General features: G+C 60.4%; 13 protein-coding genes, 1 tRNA gene and 1 pseudogene. 9 read left to right on the top strand and 6 right to left on the bottom strand.

The features are described from left to right. Positions 1–589 precede the first annotated feature (589 nt). The 4 genes from HGP13_RS27465 to HGP13_RS27455 all read left to right on the top strand — a co-directional run bounded on the left by HGP13_RS27465 (position 590) and on the right by HGP13_RS27455 (position 2,911). Positions 590–1,234 (top strand): hypothetical protein, encoded by a 645-nt coding sequence (locus HGP13_RS27465; protein WP_172231316.1) that lies wholly within the window; start codon positions 590–592, stop codon positions 1,232–1,234. 96 nt (positions 1,235–1,330) lie between these two features. Then, positions 1,331–1,858: a helix-turn-helix transcriptional regulator gene (locus tag HGP13_RS27460; RefSeq protein ID WP_172231313.1), complete on the top strand. Its 528-nt coding sequence runs from the start codon at positions 1,331–1,333 to the stop codon at positions 1,856–1,858. A 214-nt stretch (positions 1,859–2,072) separates the two neighbouring features. Next, positions 2,073–2,444, top strand: a complete 372-nt coding sequence (locus HGP13_RS37620) for a hypothetical protein (RefSeq protein ID WP_210267808.1) — start codon at positions 2,073–2,075, stop codon at positions 2,442–2,444. Further along, entirely contained in the window at positions 2,441–2,911 is a 471-nt protein-coding gene (locus HGP13_RS27455) for a recombinase family protein (protein WP_172231310.1), read from the top strand. Before HGP13_RS37620 ends, HGP13_RS27455 begins: the two co-directional genes overlap by 4 nt. A gap of 49 nt (positions 2,912–2,960) precedes the next feature. Here the strand turns inward: HGP13_RS27455 and istB are convergent, their stop codons facing one another. Together istB and istA are read right to left on the bottom strand one after the other, a co-directional pair. After that, positions 2,961–3,773, bottom strand: a complete 813-nt coding sequence (gene istB / locus HGP13_RS27450; protein ID WP_172221962.1) for an IS21-like element helper ATPase IstB — start codon at positions 3,771–3,773, stop codon at positions 2,961–2,963. Next, positions 3,763–5,292, bottom strand: coding sequence for an IS21 family transposase (gene istA / locus HGP13_RS27445; RefSeq protein ID WP_172221959.1), 1,530 nt, complete (start codon positions 5,290–5,292; stop codon positions 3,763–3,765). Before istA ends, istB begins: the two co-directional genes overlap by 11 nt. Positions 5,293–5,418: 126 nt before the next feature. On the opposite strand from istA, the gene HGP13_RS27440 reads away from it, so the two are divergent. Next, positions 5,419–6,498 carry a recombinase family protein gene (locus HGP13_RS27440; protein WP_172231307.1) on the top strand — a complete coding sequence of 360 codons (1,080 nt, stop codon included), beginning with the start codon at positions 5,419–5,421 and terminating at the stop codon, positions 6,496–6,498. 14 nt (positions 6,499–6,512) lie between these two features. Here HGP13_RS27440 and HGP13_RS27435 read toward each other — a convergent pair. Both HGP13_RS27435 and HGP13_RS27430 read right to left on the bottom strand, forming a co-directional pair. Then, positions 6,513–6,587, bottom strand: a tRNA-Gln gene (locus HGP13_RS27435). A gap of 128 nt (positions 6,588–6,715) precedes the next feature. Then, positions 6,716–7,061: pseudogene (locus tag HGP13_RS27430) on the bottom strand (VOC family protein). A gap of 225 nt (positions 7,062–7,286) precedes the next feature. Between HGP13_RS27430 and ppdK the strand changes: the two are divergent. The 3 genes from ppdK to HGP13_RS27415 all read left to right on the top strand — a co-directional run bounded on the left by ppdK (position 7,287) and on the right by HGP13_RS27415 (position 12,200). Further along, positions 7,287–9,965: a pyruvate, phosphate dikinase gene (gene ppdK / locus HGP13_RS27425; protein WP_172231304.1), complete on the top strand. Its 2,679-nt coding sequence runs from the start codon at positions 7,287–7,289 to the stop codon at positions 9,963–9,965. 128 nt (positions 9,966–10,093) lie between these two features. Further along, positions 10,094–11,197: a glycosyltransferase family 9 protein gene (locus HGP13_RS27420; RefSeq protein ID WP_172231301.1), complete on the top strand. Its 1,104-nt coding sequence runs from the start codon at positions 10,094–10,096 to the stop codon at positions 11,195–11,197. A 259-nt stretch (positions 11,198–11,456) separates the two neighbouring features. Continuing rightward, a complete protein-coding gene (locus HGP13_RS27415) occupies positions 11,457–12,200 on the top strand; it encodes a polysaccharide deacetylase family protein (protein ID WP_172231298.1) in 744 nt (247 codons plus the stop codon). Between the two features lie 25 nt (positions 12,201–12,225). Here HGP13_RS27415 and HGP13_RS27410 read toward each other — a convergent pair whose 3' ends face one another. Together HGP13_RS27410 and HGP13_RS27405 are read right to left on the bottom strand one after the other, a co-directional pair. Further along, complete coding sequence (locus HGP13_RS27410) at positions 12,226–12,615, bottom strand: DUF427 domain-containing protein (protein ID WP_172231295.1); 390 nt, start codon at positions 12,613–12,615, stop codon at positions 12,226–12,228. 127 nt (positions 12,616–12,742) lie between these two features. Further along, positions 12,743–13,099: a hypothetical protein gene (locus tag HGP13_RS27405; RefSeq protein WP_172234868.1), complete on the bottom strand. Its 357-nt coding sequence runs from the start codon at positions 13,097–13,099 to the stop codon at positions 12,743–12,745. 323 nt (positions 13,100–13,422) lie between these two features. Here HGP13_RS27405 and HGP13_RS27400 point away from each other — a divergent pair, with 323 nt between their 5' ends. Beyond that, the gene (locus tag HGP13_RS27400; protein ID WP_172231292.1) at positions 13,423–15,051 is read left to right on the top strand and encodes a fatty-acid--CoA ligase; all 1,629 of its coding nucleotides are present in this window, start codon (positions 13,423–13,425) and stop codon (positions 15,049–15,051) included. Positions 15,052–15,128 lie beyond the last annotated feature (77 nt).

Raw genomic sequence — 15,128 nt, 5'->3', positions numbered from 1 at the left:
TTCTCGCAAAGTCCCGGATGCCGCGCCCGCTTGGGCTGGACGTCGCTTCGTGATCCGCAACCGTTCATTAGCGATAGGTCCAAGCTTGGGATACTCGCCAGCGGAGTGTCGGCTTGCTATGACTTCAGCCTAAAAGCTGACAGTCCCCTCGCGGCCCCGTTGCGGCCATGTCGCAACTCGCCTGATTGGCCGCCACGCGTCTCGCCACAGTCACGGTCGCCGCAACCTCACGCCCGGATGATTGCCATTCGTAAATTCAACACCCTCGGCCTCAAGAACAGCACGAATTTTGTCTTGGGTTTCATCGGAAACGACGGCGGCGCGCTCACTGTCGCTCTCACAACGTTTTACCGTCGGAATAGAAACACCAGCCCTACGGGCAAGCTCCGATTGTGAGAGAGCTATCAACGCTCGAGCCGCTCGCATTTGTGCTGCTGTCACCAATTTCTATTTGATCCCTTTAGATCATTGCGTTATGATCCAAAGGTATCAGTGGATACCCTTGGCCTTTGGTCTGGGGCGCGGCTAGACGCGGTGTTGACGCACCATGTCTAGCCTGACCACGCCTAAGCTTCTGGGAGCTCGGATCATGGCTGATTCCGACAATAACACGACTTTGCCTTTCGTCACCCGCAGGAAGGTGCTTGCGGGAACAGCAACCGCAATGGCGGCGACGCAGGCTACATCGTTTGCTCGCATCGACTTGGAGGGTGATGACGCCATTGATCCTGCGGTGGCGGTGTGGAAACGATGGCAGGCGGCTTGGGAAGAGGCTGAACGGCTTTGCAATCAGCAGCAGCGGCTGGAGAGGGTACTTATCGAGACCGTTGGCTTCCCTTGCACGACAGTTACCTTGTCCGACGGCGAGAGCGTGACAGTTCACTCCGTTGAAGCCCTCCAGGAATTGCTCGATGTTCGTCCGGCTAACACAGTGGCCCGCACCCAAGCTGAAGCTGAAATCGTAGCCAATCAGGCGCGCTGGGATGCCGCCGCCAGGGAGATTGGCTATTCGACAGCCTTACTTGCTGAGCGCGAAGCTGGCGAGCGGGCGAAGGAATTACTCGAAGCCTTATCCCAAGTTCCTGCAACGTCGCTCGCCGGTATAGCCGCCAAGCTAAATGCAGCGCTTAGGGAAGGGGAGTATTCGCTACATGGCAGTGAGCCCCCGTGGCCACAGATCCGCTCGGCCTTGGACGATATAGCTCGGATTAGAGAGCAGAACGTCTCGAGCTGAACTTCGGCAATAAGGTACCGAAATCGCGATCATTCGTCGGTTTGGTGATTTTCGCGGGGGCTTACCGAGTCAAACTCTCTACACATGGAGCGATTGATGCAGTTCCGAAAAGCATTTGCGGAGCCAGGGCGCCGCAGCGTCTTCAACGCACCGGTAAACCATGGAATCGAGAGTGGCCCGCACCCTGCTGATCAATATGTCGGCAGGCAGATCGCCGCGGTTCGCGTGCAGTCGGACGTATCGCAGGCCCAGCTTGCCCGATCCATCGGCATCAGTTTTCAGCAGCTTCAAAAATATGAGAACGCGAGAAACCGCGTGAGCGCTTCCATGCTCTACGAGATCGCTAGTTCACTAGGTGTTCCGGTCGGCCGCTTCTTCGAAGGCCTGCCGGGCAATGAGACCGATCGTGATCCTCCTCAGCTGCCGGCCGACGAACGCATCGATTTTATTGCCAGCGCGGAAGGCCGACGCCTGATTGAAGGGCTGGTGCATCTCCATCCGCGAGTGCGCGGCCGTGTATCGACCCTGATCGCTGCTTTGGGGGAGGAACTGGCGATGGTCGACCCAAAGCAGGAGAGTGGAACGTCCGCCGAACCCATGCCGGTCGAGAGCAGGTTGGCTTAGGTGGTTGCTTGTCGAAAGGTCGCGAGTGCTCCTTTCATTGCGCTCCTCATTGATTGACAGGCGCCGGGAGGTCCAGAGCCCCGGAATGACTGCCGGAACCGAAGCGGAGTAGAAAAGGCAACGGGAGCGTGCATAACGGGCATGCGAGATTACGCAGACTTCAACGATCCTTGCTCTGACCGCGCAATCGCGCGTTCGAAGCAGGGCAAGTGCGATGAAAGTAACACGCAGAGATGCCAATTGGCAGGTCGAGGCCGTCCCATATTCTCGACCGCGCGTTATGGACGATGCCTTGCTGGAACGAGCGGTTCAAATCTTCGAGGCACGCACCGGTCGTTCGCTTTCCAAGGAAGAAGCGCGCCAGATCGTAGAGAATGTCAGCGGTTCTTTCGCATCCTTGCCGAGCGGCACAAGATGGATTGAGTCGGACCGACCCGCACCTGATATCGCGTTATGGCTCTTGGCCGCCTCAGATGGCACGAGGAAAACCGATACCGCCGACTGCAAGTTTGCACGTTGTGCCAGTCCTGACCGCCGACATGTTAATCACATGCGCCGTTTCGTGACCGCGAAGGAGCGGAGATGAAGCCGATTGACAAACGAGCAGCACCGAAGGCGAAGCCCGGCAGCTTCGTGAAAGCGCTGCTTTATGCGCGCGTGTCCTCGAAAGAGCAGGAGAAAGAAGGCTTTTCGATCCCGGCGCAATGCAAGCTATTGAGAGAATATGCTCTTCAGCGGCAGTTTGGCATTGTTGAGGAATATGTTGATGTAGAGACCGCCAAGAACACCGGGCGGACCAACTTCGGCGAGATGGTCATATATCTGCGCAAGCATCCTGGCGTACGCGTCATCCTGGTCGAGAAGACCGATCGCCTTTACCGCAACCTCAAGGATTGGGTGACGCTCGACGAACTCGATGTCGAGATCCACCTCGCCAAGGAAGGCGTGGTGCTGTCGCGAGACTCGCGATCCTCGGAAAAGTTCATGCATGGCATCAAGGTGCTGATGGCCAAAAACTACATCAACAACCTTTCTGAGGAAGCCCGGTGTTGATTTCCACTGAGAAGTGACCCGGCATTTCCACCGAGAAGTGACCCGCCTGTCATGTATGTTTCGGTTCGGGGTTTACGGTCAAGGTTCTGGCTTTCTCCTTCGCTTTTTTGGGCTCGTGTGCGGAGCTGTTTTTGAATCGGAAGCTATCGTTTCCGGTTTCCAGGATGTGGCAATGATGGGTCAGCCGGTCGAGTAGCGCGGTTGTCATCTTGGCATCGCCGAAGACGCTGGCCCATTCGCTGAAGCTGAGGTTGGTGGTGATAATGACGCTTGTGCGTTCGTATAGCTTGCTCAGCAGATGGAAGAGCAATGCTCCACCTGATGCACTGAACGGCAGATAGCCAAGTTCGTCCAGGACGACGAGATCAGAATGGACGAGGCGATTGGCGATCTGGCCGGACCTTCCCTGTGCCTTCTCCTGTTCCAGCGCATTGACCAACTCGACAGTCGAGAAGAAGCGAACCCGTTTGTGATGATGCTCGATGGCCTGCACGCCGAGAGCGGTCGCAATATGGGTTTTGCCTGTTCCAGGGCCGCCGACGAGCACGATGTTGTTGGCTTCGTCGACGAACTCGCAACGATGAAGTTGCCGCACCAGTGCCTCGTTTACCTCGCTGCTGGCGAAGTCAAAGCCGTTGAGATCACGATAGGCTGGAAAGCGAGCTATCTTGAGCTGATAGGCTGTCGACCTGACCTCGCGTTCTGCCGTCTCGGCCTTCAGCAGTTGCGACAGGATGGGAATGGCGGCTTCAAACGCCGGCGCTCCCTGTTCGGTGAGTTCGCCTACAGCTTGCGCCATACCGTGCATCTTCAGGCTCCTGAGCATGATGACGATTGCGCCACTGGCAGGATTATGACGCATGGCGCACCTCCAAGGCCTTTCTCAAAGCATCGTAGCGTTCGACATTGGCCTTCGGCTCGTTGGTAAGCGTCAAAGCCTGAGGAGCGTCGATGGTGGGGGGTGTGAGGGATTTGCCATCGACCAGGCGATGAAGCAGATTCAGCACATGGGTCTTGGTGGGAACACCGCCCTGCAATGCCATCTCCACGGCGGAGAGCACCGCCTGCTCGTCGTGCTGAAGGACAAGTGCCAGGATGTCGACCATCTCGCGATCGCCGCCGGGCTTCTTGAGCAAATGCTGCTGCAAAGATCTGAATGCATCGGGAAGTTCGGCAAAAGGTGCTCCGTTGCGAAGGGCGCCTGGTTTGCGCTGAACAACAGCCAGATAGTGCCGCCAGTCATAGACCGTCTGTCCTGGCCGATCATGTGAGCGATCGATGATGCGGCGATGCTCACAGATGATCAAACCTTCCGCGGCAACCACGACACGATCTGGATAGACCCGCAGGCTCACGGGCCGGTTGGCAAAGGACGCCGGCACGCTGTAGCGGTTGCGCTCCAGATGTATAAGGCAGGTCGGAGACACCCGCTTGGTGTATTCGACAAACCCATCGAAGGACCGTGATGTCGGCATCAGAGACTGGACTTCTTCGGTCCAGACGTCATTGATGGTCCCCCTCATTCGCCCATGTGGCGTCTGCTGCCACAACACCCTGCAACGCTGCTCAAGCCAGTCGTTCAGGGCATCCAGCGAGGGAAAGCGTGGAATGGGCTGCCAAAGCCGGTGACGTGCGTCCTGAACATTCTTCTCGACTTGTCCTTTCTCCCAACCCGATGCGGGATTGCAGAACTCGGGTTCGAACAGATAGTGGCTGGCCATTGCCATGAAGCGGACATTGACGTCGCGCTCCTTGCCTCGTCCGACCCTGTCGACCGCCGTCTTCATGTTGTCGTAGATGCCGCGCCGGGGAATGCCGCCAAACACACGGAAAGCGTGATTGTGCGCGTCAAACAGCATCTCGTGCGTCTGCAGCAGGTAAGCCCGAACAATGAAGGCACGGCTGTAGCTCAGCTTCGTATGGGCCACCTGCAGCTTGGTGCGCTCATTGCCGATGATTGCCCAGTCTTCGGACCAATCGAACTGGAACGCTTCGCCGGGCTCAAACACCAAGGGAATGAAGGTCCCACGGCCGGATGTCTGCAACTCCCTTTGCCGATCAGCTCTCCAATCCCGGGCAAAGGCCGCCACCCGATTGTATGAGCCCTCATAGCCAAGGCTGATCAGATCAGCGTGCAGCTGCTTGACGGTTCGCTTCTGCTTGCGAGACCTGTTGGCTTCTGTCTTCAGCCAGGCAGACAATCGGTCGGCAAAGGCATCGAGCTTGCTCGGCCGGACCGGCACCTTGAACTTCGGCTCGACGCCATCAGAACGCAGATATCTGCGAATGGTATTCCGCGACAGGCCGGTCCTGCGGCTGATCTCACGGATCGATAATTGCTCTCGAAAATGCCAGCGTCGGATCACGCTCAATAACGCCATGTCGATCACTCCATAACCCCCGCTGAGACAGCAAGGGGTGGTTCAAACATGGGTCAATTCTCGATGGAAATATCCTCCAATGCCGGGTCACTTCTCAGTGGAAATCAACAAGCCCGGAAAGGGCAGATGGAAAAGGCGGAACAGGGCATCTGGCCGACCAAGGCGCCGCTTGGCTATCTCAACGTCACGGCCAAGGACGGCAAGAAGGTCATCGAGCCGGACCCGGTGGTAGCGCCGGTTGTGACCAAGCTATTCGAGCGCTACGCGACTGGCCTGTATTCACTCAAGGCGCTCACGAAGGCGGCGCATCGTGACGGCCTCATCCATCCAAAGAGCGGCAACCCGGTACCGGTCAGTACCGTGCACACGATTTTGCGCAATCGGCTCTATACGGGCCTGTTTCAATGGAATGGCAGGCTGCACCACGGCAAGCACGACCCGCTGGTATCGATCGACCTCTGGGAACGGGTCCAGGGCGTCCTGGCAGGCCGGCACGCGACCCCTATCCATTCCTATGGCTATGAGTTCACCTTCTCGGGCCTCATGACCTGCGCTGAGTGTGGCTGTGCGGTCGTGGCGGAGGTCAAGAAGGGGAAATACATCTACTATCACTGCACCGGGCATGCCGACAAAGGCCGGGGCGCCTATGCGGTCTGTCGCCGCAAATATGTCCGGGAGGAAGTGCTGGATAAGACCTTTGCCGGCCTCCTGGACCAACTCCATTTCGATGAGGAGGTTCTGGAATGGGTACGCGACGCGCTGAAGGCGAGCCATGCAGATGAGCGGCGGGAGCAGGAACAGGCGATTGAGCGGTGTCAGACTCAGCACAAGCGTCTCGAAGACCGCCTCAACGCCATGTACCTGGACAAGCTCGACGGTCGCATCGACAATGCCTTCTACGACCGCATGTCGGCGCAATGGCGCGTCGAACAAGCGCGCCTGCTGCGTGAGATAGAGCGCCATGGCGAGGCGCAGGAATCATACATGGACGATGGAATCCAACTGCTTGAGCTAGCCCGCAACGCCAGCCAAATGTTCACTCGTCAGGCCCCAAATGAGAAAAAACGACTGCTGAATCTGGTGCTGTCCAACTGCGAATGGAATCGCGGCGAGGTCCGCGCAGTCTTCAGGCAACCGTTTGATTTACTTGCGGAAACGGGGCGGCGTCTTCGGCAGATGCACAAGCTCGTGGGGATGTGTCGTTGACGAGGCATCCAATTTGGCTGGGGCGCCAGGATTCGAACCTGGGAATGTCGGTACCAAAAACCGATGCCTTACCACTTGGCGACGCCCCAATTGCCGTCAGAGTCGGTTGTGCGGCGCGTATTTAGCAGAGCAGCCGAAAAGCACAATGCTTTATGAGCGAGGGCAAGAACGCCCAAATCGAGCAATCCACAATGCCGCCGGATCCTGTCCGAGCGGGCTATTCACCCCAGACAGCCAGCTCGTTCCCGGCCGGATCGACGAAGTGGAAGCGCCGGCCGCCGGGGAACGGGGAAGATCGGCTTGACGATCGTGCCGCCGGCGCTTTCGACGGCGCCAAGGGTTTCCTCGAGGTTGTCGCTATAGAGCACCGGCAGAGGCTTGGCCGCTGCTTCCGCGGCATCGGCCTGAAAACCGCCATCCAGGCCTTCGGCAAAGGCCGAATAGGTTGGCCCATAGTCGGTCAACGACCAGGCAAAGGCGGAACTGTAGAAAGCCTTCAACCGGTCCAGCGTGCCGCCGGTCGCCGGCATTTCCAGATAGTCGAGTTTTCCATTGAGTTTCATGGGGCACCTCTATGTTCCCTTTATGTTCTAGTCGTAGAACCATGAGGTGGCAAGTCCTTTTGCCGCATGCGCGGGCAGGGCCTTTTCTTAATCGATTGTAGCGGCAGGACGGCTTTGCCGGCGCTTGCCTTTCGCACTGCAGCATCATATCGCTCCAAAGTCGGAGCAGGGCGGAACTTTCCGTTTCGCCAATCTTTCCAATCTCCTGCAACCGGAGAGCAAAGCATGACCAAATGGGTTTTCACCTTTGGCGACGGTGCGGCGGAAGGCCGTGCCAGCGACAGGAATCTGTTGGGCGGCAAGGGCGCCAACCTGGCTGAGATGTGCAGCCTGGGCCTGCCGGTGCCGCCCGGCTTCACCATCACCACCGAGGTCTGCAACGCCTATTACGCCAATGGCCGTGCCTATCCGGCGGGCCTGGAAGCCGATGTCGCCGTCGCGCTCGATCAGATCGGCCGGCTGACCGGCCGCCGGTTCGGCGATCCGTCGAAGCTGCTGCTTGTGTCGGTCCGCTCCGGGGCCCGCGCCTCGATGCCGGGCATGATGGACACCGTGCTCAATCTCGGCCTGAACGATGAGACCGTCGAGGCGCTGGCCACCGATTCCGGCGACGCCCGCTTTGCCTATGACAGCTACCGCCGCTTCATCCAGATGTATTCCGATGTCGTCATGGGCCTCGATCACGAGGTGTTCGAGGAAATCCTGGAGGACCAGAAGGGTGGATTGGGCCATGAACTCGACACCGAGTTGACGGCTGCCGAATGGCAGGGCGTCATCGAACTCTACAAGGCCAAGGTGGAGGAGGAACTCGGCAAACCCTTTCCGCAGGATCCGAACGAACAGCTCTGGGGCGCCATCGGTGCGGTGTTCTCGAGCTGGATGAACAACCGCGCCATCACCTACCGGCGTCTGCACGACATCCCCGAAAGCTGGGGCACGGCGGTCAACGTCCAGGCTATGGTGTTCGGCAATATGGGCGAGACCTCGGCCACCGGCGTCGCCTTCACCCGCAACCCGTCGACCGGCGAAAAGCAGCTCTATGGCGAGTTCCTGGTCAACGCGCAGGGTGAGGATGTCGTCGCCGGCATCCGCACGCCGCAGAACATCACCGAGGCCGCCCGCATCGCCGCCGGCTCCGACAAGCCTTCGCTGCAGAAGCTGATGCCGGACGCCTTCCAGTCCTTCGTCACCATCTCCGACAGCCTGGAAAAGCACTACCGCGACATGCAGGACCTCGAATTCACCATCGAGCGCGGCAAATTGTGGATGCTGCAGACCCGGTCGGGCAAGCGCACCGCCAAGGCGGCGCTGAAGATCGCGGTCGAAATGGCAAGGGACGGCCTGATCACGAAGGAGGAAGCCGTCGCGCGCATCGACCCCGCCTCGCTCGACCAGTTGCTGCACCCGACCATCGACCCGAAGGCCGCGCGCGACGTCATCGGCGTCGGCCTGCCGGCGTCGCCCGGCGCCGCCACCGGCGAGATCGTCTTTTCCTCCGGCGATGCCGAGGATCTGAAGACGCAAGGCCGCAAGGCGATCCTGGTGCGCATCGAAACCAGCCCTGAGGACATTCACGGCATGCATGCGGCCGAGGGCATCCTGACCACGCGCGGCGGCATGACCAGCCATGCTGCCGTCGTCGCGCGCGGCATGGGCAAGCCTTGCGTGTCTGGCGCCGGCTCACTGCGCGTCGACTACAAGGCCGGCACGCTCCTCTCGATGGGACAGACGTTCCGCAAGGGCGACATCATCACCATCGATGGCAGCAATGGCCAGGTATTGAAGGGCGCCGTATCGATGCTGCAGCCCGAACTATCAGGCGACTTCGCCGCCATCATGGAATGGGCTGACGCCGTGCGCCGCATGAAGGTGCGCACCAACGCCGAAACGCCGCTCGACGCCCGCATGGCCCGTTCTTTCGGCGCCGAAGGCATCGGTCTCTGCCGCACCGAGCACATGTTCTTCGACGGTGAGCGCATCGTCGCCATGCGCGAGATGATCCTGGCCGACACCGAGAAGGAGCGGCGCGCCGCCCTTGCCAAGCTTCTGCCCATGCAGCGCTCGGATTTCCTGGAATTGTTCGAGATCATGGCCGGCCTGCCGGTGACGATCCGCCTGCTCGATCCGCCGCTGCACGAATTCCTGCCCAAGACCGAAGCCGAAATCGCCGAGGTCGCGGCCGTCATGAATGTGTCGCCCGACAAACTCAGACAGCGCACCGAGGCCCTGCACGAATTCAACCCGATGCTCGGCCATCGCGGCTGCCGGCTGGCCGTCTCCTATCCCGAGATCGCCGAGATGCAAGCGCGCGCCATTTTCGAGGCCGCCGTCGAGGCCGGCAAGAAGGCCGGCGCGCTGGTCGTGCCCGAGATCATGGTGCCGCTGGTCGGCCTGGTGAAGGAACTCGATTATGTGAAGGCGCGCATCGATGCCGTCGCCAAAGGCGTCATGGAGGAGACCGGCGTCAAGATCGACTATCTGACCGGAACCATGATTGAGCTGCCTCGCGCCGCGATCCGTGCTCATGTCATCGCCGAATCGGCCGAGTTCTTCTCTTTCGGCACCAACGATCTTACCCAGACCACCTTCGGCATCTCACGCGACGATGCGGCCTCGTTCCTGGAGACCTACCGCCAGAAGGGCATCATCGAGCAGGATCCATTCGTCTCGCTCGATATCGAGGGCGTCGGCGAACTGGTGCGCATGGCGGCGCAAAAGGGCAGGGCGACCCGGCCCGACATCAAGCTTGGCATCTGCGGCGAACATGGCGGCGACCCGGCATCGATCCGTTTCTGCGAGGAGGTCGGTCTCGACTATGTGTCGTGCTCGCCCTATCGCGTGCCGATCGCCAGGCTGGCGGCCGCGCAGGCGGCGGTGCTGGTCGCGAAGGCCGGCAAAGGTTAGGATCTTAGGCCTCGCTAAAATTTACCGTTTTGTATGAAAACTCACGTGAACGTGCTGAAGGCATCGCGTAATATCGACATTGTTCCTGCCCAATTTGCTGATGGCCTGCCAATTGCACCCGGAATCACATGTTGCAGATCTCACCCGCGCCATTTCGCTCGATCCTGATCATTCAGACGAAGTTCATCGGCGATATCGTTCTTGCCTCGACACTCGCCAGGAACCTGCAGCTCGAATTCCCGGGCGCCAGGATCGTGTTCCTCTGCGAAGCCCACTTCGAGCGTTTCGTGGTGGCGCATGGCATCGCTTCCGAGGTGGTTGCGTTCAGGCGGTCCCGTATGCGGGGCACGCCGCTGGAGCGTGGGAAAGAACTCTATGCCATGGTGCGGGCTCTGCGCCGCTTCCACTTCGACCTGACGATCGACCTGACCGATTCCAAGACCTCGCACCTCGTCAGCGGGCTCGTCAACGCCAAGACACGCGTCGGCTACAATCCGCCCGAGAGGCCTCTGAAGCTGCTGGAGCGGCAGCCCGCCAATCTGTTCGCAAAACCACAGGGGTTTGGCGGCCAGCATTTTGTCTATCGCTATCTGTCGTCCCTTGAAGCGCTTGGCATCGATCTGCGTGTGACGGTGCCCAGCATTCAGCCGCTGCCATCGGAGACCATGCAAGCCCAGGCGCTCCTGAGCAGGCACCGTCTCAACCCAAACGGCTTCGTCGCCGTGCATGCGGGTGCGAGCTTCAAGGGCCGGCAATGGCAGCCCGAGCGATTTGCCGAGGCGATCGACGAGATTGCAGCCGACACCGGATTGGGCGTCGCCCTGGTAGGAGGCCCGGACGAACGCGAGACCGCCGCGCGGATCATCGCCAGGACGGTGACGCCGGTCGTCGACCTTGTCGGGTCGCTGTCGCTCGAGACCTTGCTGGCTGTCCTGAAACAGGCGCGGCTGTTCCTCGGCAACGAGAGTGGCCCGATGCACATGGCCGCCGCTGCGGGCACACCGGTTGTCGGGCTTTTCGGCCTGACGAATCCGTCGCGTTGGGGGCCGGTCGGGGTGCCCAGCATCGCGCTTCGGCCGTCGATGCCGTGCGACTGCGTGGCCAGGGGCTTGTGCTGCCCGAAGGACCCCAGCAAGGCGTGCTGTGTCTGGCGGCTTGAGGTGAAACCTGTCGTCGATGCGGCGCGCGAGCTCCTGGCGCGCACCGAGATGAAGCGGGAACGCGCTGTCTGAACGGTGATCGAATGTCGAAGGCTGTCGAATGGCCAGTGCGCCAGTGCGCGGTCAAATTGCCGCGCCGGGCATTTTTCTGCTAGCCATCGTCCCGATTTCCGCCTTCATGCGGGTCTTGGGATACCGGCTTGAAATCGCCAGAGCAATTCCAGGAAAAGTGTGAGACGGTTTTCGGTCCGGAATTGCTCCAAAGCAAAGAGCTGGAGCGGGTTGCCGTTGCCGTGAAACGGTGAACTGCTCCAATCGGGAATTTGGTTTGATGCGTCTGCTGCAAGAACATCTCTGTATGATCGCTCTGTCGTTGGCGGTGGTATCCAGCGCCGCCCATGCCGCGCCGCTGGTCGAACCCACGCTGCACATCAAGCCTGCGGCAAGCGGCGCCGGCCGCGTCGCGCTGACGCTCGATGCCTGCGACGGACAGACCGACACACGCATTCTCTCGGCGCTGGTGGAAAACAAGATACCGGCCACCATTTTCGTCACCGGCATCTGGCTGAAGCGGAACGCCGCGGCGGTCGAGATCATGCGGGCGCATCCCGACCTTTTCGAACTGGAAAATCACGGCGGGCGCCATGTTCCGGCGGTCGACACGCCGCAGAAGATTTATGGCATTCGCAGCGCCGGCAGCCCGGAGGCTGTGCTGGCCGAAGTCGAGTCGGGGGCAGCGGCCCTTGCCAGGACCGGCGAGCCGTCACCGAAATGGTTCCGAGGTGCAACCGCCGAATACAGCCCCTCGGCAATCGCTATGATCCGCAAGCTCGGCTTCAAGATTGCCGGCTTCTCGATCAATGGCGATGGCGGCTCGCTGCTGGGCGCCAAGGAGACCGCCAGGCGCATCGCCGCGGCCAAGGACGGCGACGTCATCATCTCACACATCAACCAGCCGACCCATGCCGCTGGCGAGGGCGTGGTACAGGGCCTGCTGGCACTGAAGGAAAAAGGCATGACCTTCGTGCGCCTCGACGACGCCGACGGCACAGGCAATCACGGTACCACCGACTGAGGGGGGTGCCTTCAACTCGAAGCGTTTAGCCCGGCGTGGCTTCGATCGTCACCTTGCTGGCGTAGAACGCACCGTGGTCGCGGATTTCGGTCATTTCGTCGAAAGGCCGTTCGTAAGCCCACATCGCATTCTGACCGGTCTCGCCGGCAGGCAGCACGGTCCAATAGCTGGCGTCGCCCTTGTAGGGGCAATGGGTCGAATGTTCGGTGCCGCTCAGAGCGTCAAAATCGATGTCGGCGAACGGAATGTAGAAGGCTGGGGAATAGGGAGGCTCCGTCAGCACCTTGGCCTTGGTGGATGACGCGATAACCGTATCGCCGGCGCGCACCGTGACGGTGCCGACATAGGGCTCGATGGCGATGATCTTGTCGGGATTGCGCTGGAAGCCGGGTGCCGGATTGGCGATCTTGTCCATGCTGTTCTCCTTGCCTTGCTCCTTAAAGTGTGGCGGACACAGCTGTTGCGCAAGGGTGTCGCATCACGAATACGCGCGCCAGTCGCCGAGGCGTGGCGCTAGCGTGCTTTCGCGTGTCAGCCGAGGCTCAGGCCGCGGTTTTGAATGCGTCCATCAGTCCGGCATAGGCGGCCGCGATGCCCGCCACCGGGTTGCTGCTTCTCGAAACGGTTTCGACTTTCAGCGGGCCACCGCCGGTCGGCAAGGTGAGCAGCAAGAACTGGCGATTGCCGCCAGCGCCGACGGAAGCAGCCGCGACGTGCTGGCCTTCCCCTTCATTCTTGACGCACATCTTGAACAGCAGCGTGCCGCCGACCGCTTCGAGCGCGCCGCCGACAACTTCGACAAATTCGTCTTCGGAAACAGTCTTTTCGTCCGGCACCAGATCGGCCAAACTTTCGGCAAGTGTGCTCTCAAGGGCCTTGTCGTCGAGCTGCGCGTCCATGCGAACCTCTTTCAGTCGCCAATCGCCCCTTGCCCCGTTAACGAAGCTTAACGCCGACGATGGCCGGATTATGGCGGGTTTCCCGGTCATTTCGCGGGGAAGGATACTGCCGCGATGATGGTGGTTTTGACCCTCCTGCCATCGCGTCGGCACGAATGCCGAGCAACCCGAAATCCAAAACGTGCCAAAATTCAACCGCTTGCCGTTGCGGCACGGGGCCTGAAATTCATTTCGCCGCGCAGCTGAGTGACTGGACAATCCGCCGGTTCGCTTCACAATGAACCAAAGCTACGACGCAAAATGCGCGAGGGAGGAGGAACCAGATGCTGGGGCTGATGCAGGAATGGCCGCTGCTGTGCCACAAGCTTATCGACAACGCTGAACGGCAACACGGGGTGCGCGAGATCGTGTCGCGCTCGATCGAGGGACCGATCGTGCGCACCACCTATGCCAACATCCATCGTCGTTCTCTCAAGGTCGCCCAGCGCCTGGAGCGAGACGGCTATGGGTTGGGCGACCGCATCGCCACGCTGGCCTGGAACACGGCGCGCCATATCGAGGCCTGGTACGGCATCATGGGCGTCGGCGCGATCTATCATACGCTCAATCCGCGCCTGTTTCCCGAGCAGATCGTCTGGATCATGAACCATGCCGAGGACAAGGCCGTCTTCGTTGACCTCACCTTCATACCGTTGCTCGAGAAGATCGCCGGTGCCGTCAAATCGCTGAAAAAGGTGATCGTGCTGACGGACAAGGCGCACATGCCGCAAACGACTTTGCCCAATGCCGTCGCCTATGAGGACTGGCTTGACGAGGCCGATGGCGATTTCGCCTGGAAAAGCTTCGACGAAGGCACCGCCGCCGGCATGTGCTACACGTCGGGCACGACGGGCGACCCCAAAGGTGTCGTCTACAGCCACCGCTCGAATGTGCTGCATGCCATGATCGCCGCCATGCCGGATGCGATGGGGCTGTCGTCACGCGACACGATCCTGCCGGTGGTGCCGATGTTCCACGCCAATGCCTGGGGCCTTGGCCAGAGCGGCCCGATGATCGGCGCCAAGCTGGTCATGCCCGGCTGCAAGATGGACGGCGCCTCGATCTATGAGTTGCTCGACACCGAGAAGGTGACCTTCAGTGCCGCTGTGCCGACCGTATGGATGATGCTGCTGCAATATCTGGAGGAGACCGGCAAGAAGCTGCCCTATCTGAACAAGGTCGTGATCGGCGGCTCGTCCTGCCCGCGCGCGATCATGACGAAATTCCAGGACAATTACGACGTCCAGGTTATCCATGCCTGGGGCATGACCGAAATGTCGCCACTCGGCACGCTGTGCACCTTGAAGCCCGAATATGATGATCTCCAGGGCGAGGCCCGGCTCGATATCAAGCAGAAGCAGGGCTTCCCGCCCTTCGGCGTCGAAATGAAAGTGACCGATGACGAGAACAATCCACAACCCTGGGATGGCAAGACCTTTGGCCGCCTGAAAGTGCGCGGCCCGGCCGTCGCCCGCGCCTATTATGGTGGCGCCGGCGCGGAGCAATTCGATGAGGATGGCTGGTTCGACACCGGAGACGTCGCTCACATCGACGCCGGCGGCTACATGCAGATCACCGATCGGGCCAAGGACGTCATCAAGTCCGGCGGCGAATGGATTTCGACCATCGATCTTGAGAACCTGGCCGTCGGCCACCCGGACGTGGCGGAGGCTGCGGCCATCGGCGTCCATCACTCTAAATGGGGCGAGCGGCCCTTGTTGGTCGTCGTTGTCAAGCCAGGCAAGGAGCCGACCAAGGCTGACATTCTCGACTTCATGAACGGCAAGGTGGCCAAGTGGTGGATGCCCGACGACGTCGCTTTCGTCGGCGAAATACCGCATACCGCCACCGGCAAGATCCAGAAGATCACCTTGCGCCAGCAGTTCAGGGATTATCGCTTGCCGACGGATTGACGGGATGTTGCGTGTTTCGGCTTCAAGCCGCCGCGAAAAGGCACTAAACCTCCGTCCGGGTTGGGGCAACGCAGAGA

The organism is Mesorhizobium sp. NZP2077 (genome assembly GCF_013170805.1).
In the GTDB taxonomy this organism is placed as follows: domain Bacteria; phylum Pseudomonadota; class Alphaproteobacteria; order Rhizobiales; family Rhizobiaceae; genus Mesorhizobium.
The sequence above is the reverse complement of the archived record's forward strand: the minus strand, read 5'-3'. Positions and strand labels throughout refer to the sequence as shown.

Excerpts from the sequence above, each read along its gene's own strand:
- HGP13_RS27465 (WP_172231316.1), top strand. The coding sequence starts at position 590 with ATGGCTGATTCCGACAATAACACGACTTTGCCTTTCGTCACCCGCAGG.
- HGP13_RS27460 (WP_172231313.1), top strand. The coding sequence starts at position 1,331 with ATGCAGTTCCGAAAAGCATTTGCGGAGCCAGGGCGCCGCAGCGTCTTC.
- HGP13_RS37620 (WP_210267808.1), top strand. The coding sequence starts at position 2,073 with ATGAAAGTAACACGCAGAGATGCCAATTGGCAGGTCGAGGCCGTCCCA.
- HGP13_RS27455 (WP_172231310.1), top strand. The coding sequence starts at position 2,441 with ATGAAGCCGATTGACAAACGAGCAGCACCGAAGGCGAAGCCCGGCAGC.
- istB (WP_172221962.1), bottom strand. The coding sequence starts at position 3,773 with ATGCGTCATAATCCTGCCAGTGGCGCAATCGTCATCATGCTCAGGAGC.
- istA (WP_172221959.1), bottom strand. The coding sequence starts at position 5,292 with ATGGCGTTATTGAGCGTGATCCGACGCTGGCATTTTCGAGAGCAATTA.
- HGP13_RS27440 (WP_172231307.1), top strand. The coding sequence starts at position 5,419 with ATGGAAAAGGCGGAACAGGGCATCTGGCCGACCAAGGCGCCGCTTGGC.
- ppdK (WP_172231304.1), top strand. The coding sequence starts at position 7,287 with ATGACCAAATGGGTTTTCACCTTTGGCGACGGTGCGGCGGAAGGCCGT.
- HGP13_RS27420 (WP_172231301.1), top strand. The coding sequence starts at position 10,094 with ATGTTGCAGATCTCACCCGCGCCATTTCGCTCGATCCTGATCATTCAG.
- HGP13_RS27415 (WP_172231298.1), top strand. The coding sequence starts at position 11,457 with ATGCGTCTGCTGCAAGAACATCTCTGTATGATCGCTCTGTCGTTGGCG.
- HGP13_RS27410 (WP_172231295.1), bottom strand. The coding sequence starts at position 12,615 with ATGGACAAGATCGCCAATCCGGCACCCGGCTTCCAGCGCAATCCCGAC.
- HGP13_RS27405 (WP_172234868.1), bottom strand. The coding sequence starts at position 13,099 with ATGGACGCGCAGCTCGACGACAAGGCCCTTGAGAGCACACTTGCCGAA.
- HGP13_RS27400 (WP_172231292.1), top strand. The coding sequence starts at position 13,423 with ATGCTGGGGCTGATGCAGGAATGGCCGCTGCTGTGCCACAAGCTTATC.